At 36.9% G+C, this 17,266-nt stretch carries 19 protein-coding genes and 1 pseudogene; 6 read left to right on the top strand and 14 right to left on the bottom strand.

The window, feature by feature from the left end; all coding sequences use genetic code 11:
• Nucleotides 1-339: 339 nt before the first annotated feature.
• The 4 genes and pseudogenes from V7122_RS20295 to V7122_RS20280 all read left to right on the top strand — a co-directional run.
• On the top strand, nt 340-546 hold the full coding sequence (locus tag V7122_RS20295; protein ID WP_335344007.1) for a hypothetical protein: 207 nt from the start codon (nt 340-342) through the stop codon (nt 544-546).
• A gap of 97 nt (nt 547-643) precedes the next feature.
• Nucleotides 644-1,855, top strand: a complete 1,212-nt coding sequence (locus V7122_RS20290) for a serine hydrolase domain-containing protein (protein WP_335344006.1) — start codon at nt 644-646, stop codon at nt 1,853-1,855.
• A 94-nt stretch (nt 1,856-1,949) separates the two neighbouring features.
• Entirely contained in the window at nt 1,950-2,702 is a 753-nt protein-coding gene (locus tag V7122_RS20285; protein WP_335344005.1) for a CPBP family intramembrane glutamic endopeptidase, read from the top strand.
• A 3-nt stretch (nt 2,703-2,705) separates the two neighbouring features.
• Nucleotides 2,706-2,908, top strand: a pseudogene (locus tag V7122_RS20280) (cytochrome O ubiquinol oxidase); the annotation flags it as partial.
• A 149-nt stretch (nt 2,909-3,057) separates the two neighbouring features.
• On the opposite strand, the gene V7122_RS20275 reads toward V7122_RS20280, so the two are convergent.
• The 8 genes from V7122_RS20275 to V7122_RS20240 form a co-directional block, all read right to left on the bottom strand.
• Complete coding sequence (locus V7122_RS20275) at nt 3,058-3,606, bottom strand: hypothetical protein (protein WP_335344004.1); 549 nt, start codon at nt 3,604-3,606, stop codon at nt 3,058-3,060.
• A gap of 98 nt (nt 3,607-3,704) precedes the next feature.
• The gene (locus V7122_RS20270) at nt 3,705-4,412 is read right to left on the bottom strand and encodes a DNA alkylation repair protein (protein ID WP_335528638.1); all 708 of its coding nucleotides are present in this window, start codon (nt 4,410-4,412) and stop codon (nt 3,705-3,707) included.
• Between the two features lie 185 nt (nt 4,413-4,597).
• Nucleotides 4,598-4,840, bottom strand: coding sequence for a penicillin-binding protein (locus tag V7122_RS20265; protein ID WP_335344002.1), 243 nt, complete (start codon nt 4,838-4,840; stop codon nt 4,598-4,600).
• Between the two features lie 310 nt (nt 4,841-5,150).
• Nucleotides 5,151-7,754: an ABC transporter permease gene (locus V7122_RS20260; protein WP_335528634.1), complete on the bottom strand. Its 2,604-nt coding sequence runs from the start codon at nt 7,752-7,754 to the stop codon at nt 5,151-5,153.
• A complete protein-coding gene (locus V7122_RS20255) occupies nt 7,751-8,434 on the bottom strand; it encodes an ABC transporter ATP-binding protein (protein ID WP_335344000.1) in 684 nt (227 codons plus the stop codon). The genes V7122_RS20260 and V7122_RS20255 overlap by 4 nt, the downstream gene beginning before the upstream one ends.
• Nucleotides 8,435-8,627: 193 nt before the next feature.
• The gene (locus V7122_RS20250; protein WP_335344008.1) at nt 8,628-9,629 is read right to left on the bottom strand and encodes a sensor histidine kinase; all 1,002 of its coding nucleotides are present in this window, start codon (nt 9,627-9,629) and stop codon (nt 8,628-8,630) included.
• A 1-nt stretch (nt 9,630) separates the two neighbouring features.
• A complete protein-coding gene (locus V7122_RS20245) occupies nt 9,631-10,311 on the bottom strand; it encodes a response regulator transcription factor (protein WP_335343999.1) in 681 nt (226 codons plus the stop codon).
• Between the two features lie 458 nt (nt 10,312-10,769).
• Nucleotides 10,770-11,489, bottom strand: coding sequence for a YebC/PmpR family DNA-binding transcriptional regulator (locus V7122_RS20240; RefSeq protein WP_335343998.1), 720 nt, complete (start codon nt 11,487-11,489; stop codon nt 10,770-10,772).
• Nucleotides 11,490-11,716: 227 nt separating this feature from the next.
• Here V7122_RS20240 and V7122_RS20235 point away from each other — a divergent pair, with 227 nt between their 5' ends.
• Together V7122_RS20235 and V7122_RS20230 are read left to right on the top strand one after the other, a co-directional pair.
• Nucleotides 11,717-12,124, top strand: coding sequence for a GNAT family N-acetyltransferase (locus V7122_RS20235; protein ID WP_335343997.1), 408 nt, complete (start codon nt 11,717-11,719; stop codon nt 12,122-12,124).
• Nucleotides 12,125-12,324: 200 nt separating this feature from the next.
• Complete coding sequence (locus V7122_RS20230) at nt 12,325-12,654, top strand: hypothetical protein (RefSeq protein WP_335346441.1); 330 nt, start codon at nt 12,325-12,327, stop codon at nt 12,652-12,654.
• 203 nt (nt 12,655-12,857) lie between these two features.
• Here V7122_RS20230 and V7122_RS20225 read toward each other — a convergent pair whose 3' ends face one another.
• The 6 genes from V7122_RS20225 to lpdA all read right to left on the bottom strand — a co-directional run bounded on the left by V7122_RS20225 (nt 12,858) and on the right by lpdA (nt 17,223).
• On the bottom strand, nt 12,858-12,995 hold the full coding sequence (locus V7122_RS20225) for a hypothetical protein (RefSeq protein WP_335346440.1): 138 nt from the start codon (nt 12,993-12,995) through the stop codon (nt 12,858-12,860).
• Nucleotides 12,996-13,450: 455 nt separating this feature from the next.
• Entirely contained in the window at nt 13,451-14,233 is a 783-nt protein-coding gene (locus V7122_RS20220) for a TerC family protein (RefSeq protein ID WP_335353684.1), read from the bottom strand.
• 52 nt (nt 14,234-14,285) lie between these two features.
• A complete protein-coding gene (locus V7122_RS20215) occupies nt 14,286-14,426 on the bottom strand; it encodes an FbpB family small basic protein (protein ID WP_335353683.1) in 141 nt (46 codons plus the stop codon).
• A 272-nt stretch (nt 14,427-14,698) separates the two neighbouring features.
• The gene (locus V7122_RS20210; RefSeq protein WP_335346437.1) at nt 14,699-14,857 is read right to left on the bottom strand and encodes an FbpB family small basic protein; all 159 of its coding nucleotides are present in this window, start codon (nt 14,855-14,857) and stop codon (nt 14,699-14,701) included.
• A 75-nt stretch (nt 14,858-14,932) separates the two neighbouring features.
• Nucleotides 14,933-15,802 carry a formyltetrahydrofolate deformylase gene (gene purU, locus V7122_RS20205; protein ID WP_335528629.1) on the bottom strand — a complete coding sequence of 290 codons (870 nt, stop codon included), beginning with the start codon at nt 15,800-15,802 and terminating at the stop codon, nt 14,933-14,935.
• A 20-nt stretch (nt 15,803-15,822) separates the two neighbouring features.
• Nucleotides 15,823-17,223, bottom strand: a complete 1,401-nt coding sequence (gene lpdA, locus V7122_RS20200) for a dihydrolipoyl dehydrogenase (protein WP_335528626.1) — start codon at nt 17,221-17,223, stop codon at nt 15,823-15,825.
• Nucleotides 17,224-17,266 lie beyond the last annotated feature (43 nt).

The following is a 17,266-nucleotide window of genomic DNA, read 5'->3' as shown; positions in this document are numbered from 1 at the left end:
AGTAATTGAGGTTTTTTATTTAATAATTTAGGCTAATACCGTTTTTCCTATAAAGATAAATATATATCATACCTATGAGGTCAATATTCTTCGATGTGAAGATATTGTCCTTTTTTATTATTTAATAAGAGGAACATTTTTTTCACAGCTCCGTTAAATCTTAATGTGGATAAATAAATAATAATAATTACCTCATCTTATTCAAATAAAGCAACCTTTACTTTAATTGTAATTCTTCAAATACTTGGCTGCATACAAGTATTTATTCGCTCATATATTATATCAATGTATAAGGGGCACCAATCGCGAAAGTAGTATAGACAAATTGGGGGTATAAAATTGAATAACCAGGAAGAGTATTCTAAAGGCACTGCCAAAAACAGGAATGATATAAATATAAATAACAACTTTAGTCTATCTATTAATTTCGGTGATTCACTAAACTTATTTGCCTTAATTATAGGTTTCTTTATCATTAAAGGGATATCTAAACAATACAAAGTAAACAGGAAATTGCATAAAGAGAGTAAAGAAAAGAATGATTAATGGAGAACAGAAAAATCTGTTCTTTTAGCCATTTTCTCACTTAATGAATTAATAATAACTTTCCAGTCGCATTATTTTTAGAAATTAAGGAGGTAAAATGAAGAAAAAAACTACCAAGCTATTACTTAGTTTCTTAATAATTCTCTTGATCTGTTCAGTTCTTCTTGTATTGGTTTCCTCATTAATATTTTCCCCACAATATGTTTTTAGGACGATAGTAAATGGAAATTCAGATGTAATGGATTACAAAGTATTTCCTGAGCGGATTATTCAAAAAAGCTCTCAGCCCTATCATTACAAATACAACCTGGATGCATCTCTAAAAGTCATGCCAATAGACTATACATATAAAGGAAAAGGCAGAACAAAACCATTGAATACCATACTGGAGGAGACTAATACCACGTCTTTTATTATTGTCTACAATGACAAAGTAGTGCTAGAAGAATATAACAACGGATATGGTCAGGAAACGGTTAATACATCATTCTCAATGGCTAAGTCAATCGATTCGTTGTTAATTGGAATGGCGATTGAAGATGGTTATATTAAAAGTGTAAAACAGTCCATTGCTGATTATATAATTGAGTTCAAAGGAACAAATATGGAGAGGATTACAATTGAAGATTTACTTTTGATGCGTTCAAACATCAGCTATGAGGAAGGGAATATCTGGTTTGGAGATGATGCTAAAACGTATTATATGCCTGATTTACGTAATTTAGCGTTGACTCATAAAAATCTGACGTCAAAATACCAAGGTAAATTTCATTATAATAATTATCATCCTTTATTACTGGGCATTATTCTGGAGCGAAGTACGGGTAAACATGTATCGGAATACTTCGAAAAGGAATTTTGGAATAAAATCGGAGCTGAAAGTGATGCCTCATGGAGTCTAGATAGTAGAGAATCAGGTTTTGAAAAAATGGAAAGCGGTATTAATTTCAAAGCAATAGATTTTATAAAGATAGGCAGCATGTTAATTAATGGTGGTACGTGGAATGGGCAGCATATACTAAATGAAAAATGGATAAAACTATCTACACTTAGCGAATTCCCTTTAAATAATGGTGAATATAAAGGCTCATTCTTAGAAAATAGTAATATAGGATATAAATACATGTGGTATAGTACACCGAATCATAATGGTAGTTTAGACTTTTTTGCAATGGGAAAGTATGGACAGTGCCTATATATGTCTCCGGAAAATAATATTGTTATTTTACGAACGGGTAAATCGCCGGGAAATATAGATAGCTGGCCGGACATTTTTAAAGAAATATCAATAAAAATAGGTAAAGAATAGAAAATCAAATTTAAGTTGATAATGAAAAGTTTGTTATCCACAAAGTAAATAGGGTTGATAAATATACTAATGATTAAAAGTGTGGAGGAAACTCGTGGTATTTAGATTTTTAGGATTCGTATTCCTTTGGCGTACAATCATCTTTACTGTCACACAAAAGAACGACATATTATGGGCTATTTCTGCCTTGTGCTCAATTATTTTAATGCACTTTATATCCAAATGGCTAAGGTTAGGCGGTCTGTCTCAATTAGGGCTACAAGTGAAAAATGGATGGTTGCGTTATTTTCTTTTTGGTTGCTTAATAGGAATACTCTATCAAACACTTCGATTCAGCGTAATGTACAGCACAGGTACAATTAGAATACAATATCTATCTGTAGATACGAATGCACTCATTCTTTCGACTATTATTTTATTGATTTCAACAGCATATATCGGTTTTGCTGAAGAAATAGTATTCCGTGGTTATCTTGTAGGCATGTTACCTCATTCATCCATGTCCGTTGTATTCATTAGTGCAGTTTTATTTACTCTGGCGCATTTGATTGATGGAAATTTCGATATTTCTAGAATAGGCTTTCTTTTCTTTGCAGGATTGTTTTTTGCTATTTGTTATGTCGTGACTCAATCCTTATGGTTTGTGGCAGGAATTCATTGGTTTTGGGATTTTTCATGGTTTTACCTCGGTGCCGATGGCGGAGCCTCAAGTTCTAAAATAGTCGATGTAGCGATTAATAACGACATGTCGCCTTATTATGAATGGATGGATGTCCTAATGGTTCTTTGCTTGCTTTTACTTGTGCTATTTTTAACGAGAAAGTCCTTTTTATTACAAAAGACTTGAAAAATTGTATTTTTAATCGTATTTGTGGAAACGGGAATTGTGATTTTCCCTTTCTTACCGGGTGGGTGATTCTTTACTGTTTGCATGTGGTGCTCTTGCCGCGATGGGGGTAACTTAACATTTTTTTACTATTCATTATCTATTTTTTCGCAGTGGTAATTGGGGATATTGTAAATTATCATATCGGTAGTAAAGCAGGGACAGCCACAGCTTCAACTGCAACTTGCACATCATGTGGAACTGTGCTGCCGTACTCCTACTGCCCCTATAACTTTTCCGTCTTGGACAGAGGAATTCCTCCACCAAGAACGGAAAGTGTAAATTTTTTTAATAACCGTGCTTGGTTGGAAAGAGCTTAAAGTGTAATTTTGAATATTTTTCCTTTCCTCATAAATAACTGATTATCACTACTACTCGTATATTCTCCAATTTCTGTACCTAAACGACAATACATTGAAAATACCTTTTGATGACTTGATTTTACATATATTGTTTTAAAATTTTTTGATTTATAATACGGCATAATGATATCTCTAAACCATATTTGGCCATTCCCTCTACCTTCTTGAGATATATGAAAATAGTTAAATATCAAGACATCTTTATCATTTTTACTTATAGATATAGGCTCTTTAAAAAAGACTTTATAATCGATAATTCCGCTAGTAACAAGAGCAATTCCTAAATAATTTTTATCTTCCATCATTACATGGAAATCCATTTTCATATTCTTATTTTTTCTGACATTCTCAATTAATTGACAGCAGTGATATACTTCATTATAGTCATCCCATTCATTTTCCGCTTTAAGCAATAAATTTTGTATGATCGGAGTAAGATACTTACTATCAAATTGGGTTGCAACCCCAAAATTAATATCATTTATTTTATGAATAACCTCCATAGAATCTCCCCTCTCTATAAAAATATTTTAGCTCAGTAACTTCTACAAAAAAGAGCGTCAATCCTTCTTGGATCAACACCCCGATGCAAAGCAAATTATTAACATCTTACATATTTTCGTTTGAAACCAAGCTTCCCTCTATCAATTTCTTTTTGAATACTTTCATATGCGTTTAGGAAGCTGCTTTTTTTATTGTCACGTTTGACCTCTACTATACCTACGACCTTTGCGGTCTCGACTGCCTTTTCATGAAGCGGCAAATAGGAAATCCCCACGGTATATAGAAAATTATTCATAGCGGATTTCGTGCGTTCTGGCGAATCATGAATGGTATTTTTTACATTATCAAGCATATTGGAAATCTTACTTTCGGAAAACTCATAGTCTTTGCGATTTCCTAAAAGCCAGCAGTAGCAGCTCCAGCCCGCTGACATTCTCAGCTCATCACCGCTTGCAATCCACTTATCAGCAACGTCTTGTGCAATATCTGACTCAGATAAAGTGACTGCCACTACATAATCGGACAACATATAAAAATACGATGCATCTATCCAACGATCAAAATCTGACTCAGTCATGGCTTTTGGGTCTGCAATAATACCTGCAAAGTACATGGCATCATAGTTACCTGTCGCAAAAAGCTCTTCAGCTAAATGTTGATTTATTTTTATTTTCTTTGAGATTGGTTTCATAGCACCTGTAGCCACGCCAAAAACCGGCTCGTGAGCACCATTGGATATGTATATTTTTTTAGTTCGTTCCTTCCCAAGGGCTTCTAGCTCTTGCATAACTGTTTCAAAATCCATAGTTTTGCACTCCCTTTCTTCATCTTAATACCCATTTCATCGTAACCAACTAGTTTATATTCTTTTTCACGTCTTTCATACTTCTCAATTTTATCATTAATCGTATTCAAGTATACTGCTCATTTACATCAATTATAAAGGGTGCTATTCCTTCTTGAAGGAAAGCACCCGTCAGCCCCACTAATTTAGTTTTTTTCAATAAGAAGCGCTTGAATATCACGGCAATCTACAAAAATAGTTAAAGTGATTGTTTGACCCTCTTCTTCTTCTACACCTTCAAACTCGGCGCAGCAATTATTGTTGTCAAAGTTTTTAAAAGTTATATCTTCCAGCCTTACACCGCCTACAATGATGTCTACATCTGTGTTTTCTTCCAACATACTTAGTTGATCGCATATACATTTATCACATTTATTTCTAATCCCCATAGAAAAATTCACCTCTTTCATCACGAAAAATACTTGCATTTCAACATATGAAAGGAAGCATCTAATGGATTGGACAAAAAGGATCGAAAGCCTTTTTTAACCTAGGGATAAATTTATTGCTTAAAAAGTTTTTACTTTCTTCCACTGACCCCCCCAAGTTTAAGTACAAATCTTCACAATTACTTTTGCCCCGTCAATTGCGATATTACTTTAACTACCTTTGAGGCGGATTTTCTGTACGAAGGGGCGTTTTAAACCTTTTATAACTACCTTCATGGTCAACTGTCTATGCAGATGGGCGTTTAAACCTTTAAATACTCTCCTGCTTCAAAGCATCAATAATATTCTCTCTTTTCACTTTCGCACTGGAATATAGCATGGCGGCGCCAACAATTATAAATACAGCGGCGATGACGAAAATAATATCGATCCAAGGAAGCGTGAATTTAAAGCTGAAGCTGTTCATTAACGATTGATGAATGAGGTACATGACAACCACACTAATTGGCAGGCCATAAAGCAATGACTTGATTCCATAAAAAATGCTTTCATAATTAATCATTTTATTAAAGCCCTTTGGTGTCATTCCGACTGATTTCAGCATCGCAAATTCACGTTTTCGAAGGGAAATGCTCGTTGAAATTGTATTAAATATATTTGCGATTGAAATCGCCGTTATTAAAACAATAAAACCGTAAGTAAAGACGGACATAATCATGATCGTTTGTTCTTCCTGCTGTCTTCCTAAATAAATATTGAAGACATACATATAGCTCTCTTTCAATTCTTCAATTTTCTCTTGTGTTTCCATTGGATCTGAGCTTTTTAGAAACAGAGCAGTCTGTATATCCATCACATTATTTTCGCCTACAATCTTTTCCATCACATCTTCAGAAACGATCAAATTCAGTCCACCAGGCCCAGCAGGCATAACGCCCATTGGATGCTGACCTGTCAGTCCGGCAACAACAACTTGATTTAAATATTCTTCTTTTCCTGTTAACGTATCCATATAGTTCAGCTCAATGACATCGCCAATTTCCTTATAAACGGCCTTCATCTCTACAAACTTTTCCGCTTCATTGTCCTCGTATGGAATGGTATCAATGACAATTGCTGCAAATTGATCTTGATTCAATAACTTTTCATACTCCACACCAGCCGTTTGTGCATAGGAGCGAAGATTTTCTTCATCTAAAGATATTAAATTGATATAGTATGGATACTTTCCATCCTTTAATATACTTTTATCGTTTTTGACACTGTCCTTCAGTATATCCGTAATAGATGTTTCTTCTATCCAAGAATTCACATTTCTTATTTTCCTCGTAAAATTAGATTCTGTCACATTGTCCAGATTTGCAAACGATTGTATTAGCTTTACATCATCAGCAGACTCCTTTGAGTTCAATGACACTTGTAGATCATAATTTATACCATCCTGCGATAGAACGAGAGATTTCTTTAAATGATCAGTAAAAAATGAAACAGCTAAAAATAGTACAATGCTGATAATAAGTGAAAAGACGGTTGCCTTGTATCTTCGTTTATTCCTTTTTAAATTCTTTAGCCCTATTTCTGCTTCAAACCCAAATAGCTTGCGAATGAGCTTTGATGTTTTCACAGCCTTGCCAGTCAGTTTGACGTCTGAAGTTTGCCGAATGGCATCAATAGCAGAAATTTTCGAGGCTCTAATCGCCGGAATATACGTTGAAATAAAGATCGTCAAAATGGATACACCACAGGCAATGAAGATCGTCATTGGTGTAAGGGTCACTTCTAATTTCTGAGTAACTCCTAATGCCCCTTGAATAATGGAATTAATGAACAAAAAGGTTATGCTAAGCCCAGCAAGACCTCCTAATATTCCGATTGGGATGCTAATTACACCTATTACAAAGCCCTCAAAAAATACCGAATTCCTCTTCTGCCTTTTCGTTGCTCCAACACTCGACAGCATGCCTAAATGTCGGGAACGTTCTGAGACTGAAATAGCAAATGCATTATAGATGAGTGAAACAGAGCCAACGATAATAACTGTCATAATGACGGCCGATAAAGAAAAAAGCGTAGCATTTAAGTTGTCATTATTCGTTACCCCGTAATAGCGCAATAAATTATTATTAAAATAAACCTTGTTAATCTTGTTGTTTTCAGCGAATTCTTCACCATGAGCATATAAAGAGCGATTTACCTTTTTTAAAATGACCGCCGCATCTGTCTTATCCTCTGCACCTATTTTACTATCTTCTATATAGGTGATAATTGTATATCCTGGTGACCATGTTGGCTCCCATTCAGGCCTCTTCATAATGCCAACAACTGTATAGTTTTCTGTTTTCTTTTCTTCTAATGTTTCAATTATTTTTCCGTTCTCTGTTTGTAATGGATCGGTTTGAGATAGGACTAGTAAGCCTTCCTGATTAGTTATTTGCCTTTCCCCAGCTTGAAGCTTTATTTGATCTCCCAGCTTGTATTCAACCCGAGCATTATTCACAATTTCTTCTGAAAGAACAACCTCATTTTCTGCTTTTGGCAGCTTTCCCCTGCTTAACTCAATAGGGAAATTTTGCAGCCCTTCAGAATTATATGCTTTTATAAATAAATATGGTTTATTTTCATTTTGGCTCCCTGCCAAATAGGCATAGCCAAGATCCTTTGTTAAGATGACTTTTTTTGAATCTTCATCACTTTTTATCGCCTCTAGCTGTTCCTTATTTACGTCCTTATAAAGAACATGCCATTCTCCCTCATTTGCGATTGTCTGTCTTTTCATTAAATCTAAAAAGGAGATACCTAGCGTTGTCACGGCCATAATCATCGCGACAGAAATGATAACACCTATAATCGTAACTAAAGTTCTTCTCTTGTTTTGCTTTAAATGTCTAATTGTTAACTTATTGACAATATTCATGGTCGAATCACCTCGTCCTTGGCGATCCTTCCATCCTCTATAGAAATGACCCGGTCAGCCTGCAAAGCGATTCGTTCATCATGAGTAATAACAATCAAAGTCTGATTAAAGGTTTTATTAAACATCTTTAACAGATCAATAATTTCCCCGCTGTTCTTACTATCAAGATTGCCAGTCGGTTCATCTGCCAGCATAATGGCTGGATTGCTTATAAGCGCTCTGCCAATAGAAACCCTTTGCTGCTGCCCGCCTGATAGCTGATTCGGCAAATGGTTTAAACGATTTTGCAAGTTTAAAATTTTTACGAGCTCATCAAACTGCTTTTTATCAACCTTATGTTCATCTAGAAGCAACGGCAAAGTTATATTTTCTTCAACCGTTAGAACTGGGATTAGATTATAGAATTGATAGATCAGCCCTATTTGCCTGCGTCTGAAAATGGCAAGCTGTGTTTCATTAAGCTGATAAATATCAGTATTGTCCACTAGCGCTCTTCCACTCGTTGGTCTATCCACGCCTCCAAGCATATGAAGCAGTGTTGATTTTCCTGAACCTGATGGACCGATAATGGCTACAAACTCACCTTTTTCGACTGAGAAAGAAACATCATCAAGTGCTTTAACCGCCGTTTCCCCTTTGCCATAAATTTTAGACAGATTTTCTATTTTCAAAATTCCCATTGTAAACCCTCCATTATGTAACTGATGAGTTCATTTTATCTGTCTAAAATGACTATGGAGTGACTTTCAAGTGACAATTTAGTCACTTTGCGAAATGGCTTTATTAATGAATTTTGTTGGCGATCATACTCATGTTTTCGTCCCGAATAAAACCGGTTCGCAAGCATGGCATAATAATCACGAATATAGCCTCCTAAATTACTTGCTTGTAAAACTTTATCGTAAACTGTGTCCCTTTCTCTTTCTCACTTTTCACATCGATTGCACCGTTTTGAGTCGCGACAATGCTATGGGCCATAGCTAAACCAATCCCAACGCTGTCCTCCCCCGCATTTTTTCCTTTGTAAAAACGTTTAAAAATATAAGGCAGATCCGCTTTCGGAATCCCCTTGCCATTATCAGCAATGACAATCTCAGTAAATAAAGCATTCTCGGAAAAAGAGATGAAAATCGTGCCTCCATTTGGCGTATGCTCGATACAATTTTTCAAAATATTAATGAGTGCCTCTGCTGTCCAATTAAGGTCACCACAAAACGAAACATTTTTCTCGCCCTTTATCGAAAGAGTCTGTTCCTTAATATCCATTGGAATAAGCATAGGCTCTAGTGCTTTTTCTATTAGTTTTTCTACTAAGATCTGATCTTTTTTGAATTGAACAGTTCCGGCATCAATTTTTGATAGTTTCAATAAGGATGAAACGAGCCATTCTATTCTTTCAAGCTGTGTTTGGATATTGCGCGTGAATTCTGTTCTTTTTTCAATAGGAAGCTTCGGTTCACTTAATAAATCGGCCATCATAACCATGGAGGTAAGCGGCGTTTTTAGCTGATGGGAAATATCTGATATCGCATTCATTAAACGGATTTTATCCTGCTCTAATAAAGTTCCCTGGGAGGATAACATAAGCGTCACTTTATAAATATTGTTTTTTAGAATACTCAGCTCGCCTTCACGATTATCGCGAACATCTAGTGAATAATCGCCTCCGCTAATTTGCCGTAAATAACCGGATAGCTTTTCGATTTCTCGGTATCTCCAGCCTGTGAACCATAAGCTGACTCCCACTAGCAAAACAGAGGTTACGAAAACAAGAATTACGGCTGCAAAGGAGATAAAAGAGGCTGCGACAATGGCGGCAATGCTAATAGAGCACAATGTAAGTATAAGTACTTTCACTTCATTATTCCGAAGCAAGCTAATCACCAACCTTATATCCCAAGCCGCGTACTGTCTTAATAATCGTTGGATGTTGCGGCTGATCCTCAAGCTTCTCCCGCAATCTTTTAATATAAACCGTTAAAGTATTATCATTCACAAAGTCCCCTGCCACATCCCAAATCTGTTCTAATAACTGATTTCTTGTTAACACTTGTCCGATATGATTGAAAAAGATGAGCAGCAGACGATATTCTAATGCTGTCAAAACAACCTCATTCCCATTTTTATAAACCTTTCCTTCAAGTGTATTAATTTTGATGTTTCCCAGCTCAAGACTAGCTGTCGTGGATTGTTTATTGTACCTTCTTAGCACAGATTTCATCCTGGAAAGAAGCTCGCGAATACGAAAAGGCTTCGTTATGTAATCATCCGCTCCCATATCTAATCCCATTACGACATTCACTTCATCATCAATCGCTGTGAGAAAAATGACAGGAACATCGCTCCGCTCCTTCACTAGCTTGCACAATTCATACCCGCTACCATCTGGGAGAGATAAATCAAACAAGCATAAATGGATCTGATTTAATTCTTTTGTGATCACTTCTTTGGCAACTGCGGCATTGTGACAAATAATGGGGGAATAATTTTCTTGCTGAAGTGAATATTCAAGTCCCGATGCAATCGTCTTATCATCTTCTACGAGTAAAATTTTCATTCAGATGATCATCCTTACTCTAAAAAATTTGGAATCTATGTGATGCCTTACTATCATCATAAAGGCTAATAACCATTTAGTAAAATAAGGGAAACAAGGGGATTTCGAGTAGTATATTTACTTTTAAAGGCAAAAAGGAGGAACTTACGGCAATAAGAGGACTGCTCTTTTACCACTAAAGGCAAAAGCGGGGGCTGACGGGCAATGGAAAGGCAGCTCTTTTACCACAAATAGCAAAATTGGATGATTACGGGCAATGAAAGGACTCCTCTTTTACCACAAAAGAAAAAATACGGGGGCTGACGGGCAATAGAAGCGCTGCTCTTTTACCACAATTAGCAAAAGAGAGATTTGGCGGGTAATGAAAAAGTAGTTCTTCATTAAGTGTAAAGAGAATCCTTGTAGAAATAAAAAATAGAGCATTGTCATTAAACAACGCTCCATTTCGGTTACTCATTTTACTCACCAAAGTCCACATTGTGATACACTTGCTGCACATCATCTAAATCTTCAAGGGCATCAATCATTTTTTCAAATTTTGCTTGTGCATCTTCTGGCAATGGAATTTCGTTTTGGGCAAGCATCGTAATTTCTGCAACTGTAAATTCATTTACACCTGCATTTTTAAATGCTTCCTGCACGGCATGAAATTGATCTGGTTCCGCATAGACGATAACAGCCTCGTCTTCTTCTAAAATATCTCGTGCATCTACATCTGCTTCCATAAGGATTTCAAGCACTTCATCGGCTGATTTTCCTTCAAGGCCAATAACAGCAGTAGCATCAAACATATAAGCTACTGATCCGCTTACTCCCATATTTCCACCGTTTTTCCCGAATGCCGCACGCACATCTGATGCTGTACGATTCACGTTATTTGTCAGCGCATCAACGATGACCATTGAGCCGTTAGGACCGAAGCCCTCGTAGCGAAGCTCGTCATAGTTCTCGTCTGAACCGCCCTTAGCTTTGTCGATCGCACGGTCAATAATATGTTTTGGAACATTGTATGTTTTAGCTCTTTCCAATACAAACTTTAATGCCTGATTGGCTTCCGGGTCTGGCTCGCCTTGTCTGGCAGCAACGTAAATTTCGACTCCGAATTTAGCATATATACGGCTAGTATTTGCATCTTTTGATGCCTTTTTATCTTTAATATTATTCCATTTACGGCCCATATTGACCACTCTCTTTCTACTTTAAATCTACATAAAAAATATTAATACGAAATAGGTTATTTTTTCAATACTTTTTCTTTCCAATTTGGCAAATGCTACTTGTTTTCAGCATATATTATACCTCATATAATTTGTTTTTTTCGAGTATTTATGAGTAACTTACATATTAAAGGAATTCTAAATGAAATAGGGAATTATTTTTATATCAATGAATGAGGGGGATAAATATGGGGGAAAAATCCATTAATTATACAACTGAAGTTCCTACTCCTGACCGACTTTATCAGCTCTACCAGCTTGAAGGCTGGAATGACTTCTTGAAATTGCCGAAGGAGCTTTTACATAGGGCTATGGTTCAAAGCTGGTCAGTTATTAGTGCTTATGATAGAGAACAGCTAATCGGTACCGGAAGAATCATTTCGGACGGACTTATAAACGGATATATTTGTGGGGTCATCGTCCACCCTGACTATCGAAGCCAAGGAATAGGGGGAGAAATTGTCAAAAGGCTTGTAGAAAAGGGTAGAGCCTCAAATTTGCATATACAATTATTAAGCGAAGAAAAGAAAGCTCCCTATTACGAAAAGCTAGGATTTGAAGTTTTTACAGTTGGAATGAAATATAGCAGAGAATAATTAGATTTTGATTTAGAAACAGTTTTTAAGGACATGCTTTCGTGGGTTTTCCCTTTTTTGGAAAAAACATCTCGACTTAAGTGCGGAAACCTGGGCAAAAGTACTCCTGAAAACAGAGGTTAAATAGTCTGAATTTTCCTATTTACAATCCCTAAAGTCTGCGTTATGATAATAACACACTTTTTAGGGGGGCTAGGAATATGAGAAAAACTAAGTTACTTTCAATTGTACTGCTCTCTATATTTTTCTCGTTCCTAATTGCGCAATATCCCGGTGGACATACAAAATGGACAGCAGATCATGAACAACATGCTGTTATTTCATCTGATACGGTAGAAAGTTTTCTTTTAAAGGATGACATAAGAAAGTTTCTTTTTAAGCTGAACTTTAATATTGAAGCTCTTTGGCTTTTTACACTTGCTTTATCACTATTCTGCAGTAAATTAATTGGGTCTTCCCAAAGAGTCATGTTCTTTATTCCGATTTTCTATCAATCCAATTACGTGGTTTTTTCTCCTTCCTATTCATAAAAAAACGAAGGAGGAGAGTAATATGTGGATTCGCTTCTTATTAATCGGTTTATTTTCACTCACTGCATCAAGCTTGTTATTTTACCAGGGAGTCGAAATTTACCAAGCATTCACTGATTATTTTAAAAAGAGTTAGTTAAAAGGCCAGTTCCGTGTTGCTCAAACATTCCATGCACCCCGGAACTGGCTTTACTTATTAACTACTAATACTCAATGTCCTCAAAATCCTTTGGCTGTGGGACTGGTTGCTTTGACTCTGGATTAGTAAATTCTCTAATGAGCTGTTTCTCATTCTCTGCTTCTACATGAGTAATTTCATTTTCTCTTTGTTGCTCCTTCATAGTAATCATCCCCTTTAGATTTAATTAAACGCTTCTTTAAAAGGTTTCACTATTTTTGGAGAAACATGCATAATGCCTTAATGCCCATTCATATAAGTTCCTAATTTCCTCTAGTTTTCCTTTCTACTCATTATTCGAGCCTCTTCATCTTATTTCACTTTACGATTAAAATATTTTTCAATGTTAGTGTTTTAAGTCCGATCTTGCAAATTTCCAACATTGGGCTCTTCTATGTTAAGTTCTAAGCCCGAGCTCTCCAAAACACTTACATTGGACCATTCCATGTTAGTGTTTTAAGTCATATCTTTACAATACCCCAACATTGGGCTCTTCTATGTTAGTGTTTTGAGCCCGTTCCATCCAAAACCCCAACATTGAACCCCTCAACAAGCATTTAATTCTTTCACTTCAAACAAAAGAGGCTAACCAATTGGTTAACCTCCAAAGTCTTATCCTTAACTTGCTTTCCCTTCTGTCGCCATTTCCTTTTTCTCCTTCGAAAAAAACCATCCTCCTGCTGCGATCAAAATGAGGACAGTATAGAAAATGATTTTCCACTCCATGGAGTGTGCAAACGAAGAAGGGAGCACGGATAATGCCGGGTGAGAAAGTGTATAAACCGAAAGCTTAACCCCGACCCAGCCAACAATCATAAACGCTGCAATTTCTAATCCAGGCTTCTTTTGCAGAAGATTAACAAATACATTGGCCGCAAATCGCATAATAATTAATCCTATTAATCCTCCGGCAAAAATGACGATAAATTTTCCTCCGTCAAGTCCTCCAATGTTCGGAAGGCTTGTATCCGGAAGTGCTACCGCAAGTGCAACTGCTGCTAAAATAGAATCAATCGCAAAGGCGATATCCGCTAATTCCACTTTAAAAACCGTCATCCAGAAGCCAGCCTTTTTCTTTTCCTCTTGGGAAGATGCTTTTTCTTTTCCCTTATTCACGATAAGCTTTCTAAATATATGATTGAAGGCAATAAATAATAAATAAAGTGCACCGATTGCTTGAACCTGCCAGATATCGACTAGATATGAAATAGCAAATAAGGATCCGAATCGGAATATAAAGGCACCAGCCAGCCCATAAAATAATGCCTTTCTTCTTTCCTGCTCAGGAAGATGTTTAACCATAATCGCTAGCACTAATGCATTGTCAGCCGCCAAAAGTCCTTCTATCCCAATCAACAGCAGTAATACCCAGCCATATTCTAATAAAATTGATAATTCCATTGTTACTCCTCCATTTTTTCTATAAAGTGACCTACTTCTAAGCGATCGTTTTTTATTTCTTTACTTTATTTGCTAACTCAGCCTTCTTTTCAAGACGTTTTTCAATGATTTCCAATTGAACCTTATCTTTCATGATTTCTTCCTTGTTTTCCTTAAAAAGCTGTTCAAATGAAGTTTTTCTTCTTTTTAACATTTTATTTCCCCCTTTTTTATAAAGCATTTCCTTTTTTGCAAACAAAAAAACCTTTACCAGCAAGCGGTAAAGGTTTAATAAACAAATAAAGACCTTTACCGTAAATAGGTAAAGGTCTTGCTAACAACGATAATAAGTTGCCGACAATGCCGGGAGATCAGATCTCCGAAGTGACGACTTTGCCGTTAAAGCTACTCCCCTTTAGGAGAAACTATTTAATTAATACATTAATCATAATTGAAATAAATGGTTCTGTCAATTACTTTAACAACCTAATTATATTCCAATCCATAACGGCTAGTTTTCTTTTTCGTGATAATATGCTTATCATCAATACGCTTTTCGATTTCCTCAAGCTGATCTCTGTCTCTTAGAAGTTCTTCTCTATTCTTTCTGATTAAACTTGATAATGTTACTCTTTTTCTGCTCATTGTAATATCTCCCTTTATTCATGTTGTATGGTTCATAGAATGTATCCCCATTTATATGCATAGCCCTAAAGGCTGTTACTCAAACACAATTGTTTTATTCCCATGGACAAGAACACGATCTTCTACATGCCAAGCAACTGCCTCCGCGAGAACGGTTCTTTCCACATGGCGACCAGCTACTTTTAAATCCTCTGACGAGTAGCGGTGGTTTACGCGCAGAACATCCTGCTGGATAATTGGCCCTTCATCTAAATCATTTGTTACATAGTGGGCGGTTGCTCCGATCAATTTCACTCCCCTGTTAAAAGCTCTCACATATGGGTTGGCCCCAACAAAGGCTGGAAGGAATGAATGATGGATGTTGATAATTTGGTTCGGGTATTTCGATATAAAATTCGGCGAAAGAATTTGCATATATCTTGCCAGTACAATAAAGTCTACTTTCCCATCTAATAGCTCTAATGTCTTCTGCTCAGCTTCCTGCTTCGTTTCATGAGTCAGCGGGATATGGTAAAAAGGAAGCCCGTAACTTTCAACCTCATCAGCTAAGTGAGCATGATTGCTAATCACTAACGGGATATCCACTGGCAATTCCTTTGACTTCCAGCGCCATATTAGCTCCAGGAGACAATGATCCATTTTGGATACAAAAATCGCCATCCTCTTTCTCTTCTTAGAACTGCTAAGCTGCCAATCCATAGAGTGATTTTGTGCAATATCATGCAGATCCTGTTCAAGTCCTTCAATAGATGTGTCAAAGTTTTGTAAATCAAACTCAATCCGCATAAAGAATCTGCCTGCCTGCGGGTCGGTTGTATGCTGATCAAAGTGAACAATATTCGCTTGATGCTCTAATAAAAAATTGGAAATGATCGAAATAATCCCCGGCTTTTCTGGGCACGAAATCAGTAATACGCCTCTATTTCCTTTTTCTCTCGTTGTCATTGAAACACCTCAATTCAAAATTAAGCATGAATGGCTCTTCCATCTACTGCTAACGCAGCCTCCCCGATTGCTTCTGCTAACGTTGGATGCGGATGAATCGTTCTAGCAATGTCCATTGATGTAGCTTCAAGAACGCGAGCAAGACCTGCCTCTGTAATCATATCTGTCACATGCGGGCCAACCATATGGACACCGAGCAGCTTTTTCGATCCTTCTTCTACAACTATTTTCACAAATCCATCTGATTCACCGTAAACAAGGGCTTTTCCGATTGCACGGAATGAGAATTTCCCTGTTTTCACCTCGTAACCTTGCAGCTTTGCTTCTTCCTCTGTTAGCCCTACACTCGCAACCTCAGGACTGCTATATATACATTTTGATACTAGTGTTGGATCCAGCGGCGTTGGATTTTCACCTGCAATATGTTCTATCGCGATCATTCCTTCATGTGAAGCTACATGTGCCAGCTGTAATCCTCCAATGACATCCCCAATTGCGTAAATATTAGACTCATTTGTTTGATAGTATTCGTTTGTAACGATAAACCCGCGCTCAACGTTAATCGTCGTATTCTCAAGACTTATCGACTCGATATTAGGTAGTCGGCCTACAGAGACGAGAAGTTTGTCTGCAGAAAATATTTTCTCTTCGCCCCGATGCTCAGCCTTGATTGTTACACCATCTCCCTTTTCCAGGGACTGAGGAAGCACCTTAGCACCTGTAACAATCTTAACCCCTTTTTTCTTCATCAAACGCTGTACTTCCTTAGATATATCTACATCCTCTGTCGGAATAATTCGATCAGCAAATTCAATCACTGTTACTTCCAATCCGAAATCAACGAGCATCGAAGCCCATTCAATCCCAATCACACCGCCGCCAACAATAATAATCGACTTTGGCAATTCTTCCATTTGAAGCGCTTCATCCGATGTCATGACATACTTTCCATCGGCTTCTAGTCCTGGAAGTGTCCTTGGACGTGATCCAGTTGCAATTACTATATTTTTAGGAGCAAGAATGATTTCCTCTTCCCCATTATTCAAATCTACCAATATGTTTCTAGACTCTAGGATTCTGCCTTTTCCTTCATAGACATCAATTTTTCCTTTTTTCATTAAGTGCTGAACACCTTTAAACAGGCGGTCAGTAATCTCAGCTTTTCTTGCCTGTACCTTGGAAAAATCAAGTCCAACTTCGGGGGCTATTACACCATATGCTGCTGCATTTTTTGTCGTTGCATAAACCTCCGCGCTTCGAAGTAATGCCTTACTAGGAATACAGCCTGCATGAAGACATGTTCCTCCAAGCTTTCCTTTTTCAACAACCGCAGCTGATAAACCTAATTGAGAGGCACGAATAGCCGCAACGTATCCCCCTGTACCGCCACCAATAATGACTACATCATATTCTTTGGTCAAATCATTCTCTCCTTTGGATATATTGTGAACTTTTTAACAATCA

The organism is Bacillus sp. JJ1532 (assembly GCF_036965085.1).
Lineage (GTDB): Bacteria > Bacillota > Bacilli > Bacillales > Cytobacillaceae > Cytobacillus.
The sequence above is the reverse complement of the archived record's forward strand: the minus strand, read 5'-3'. Positions and strand labels throughout refer to the sequence as shown.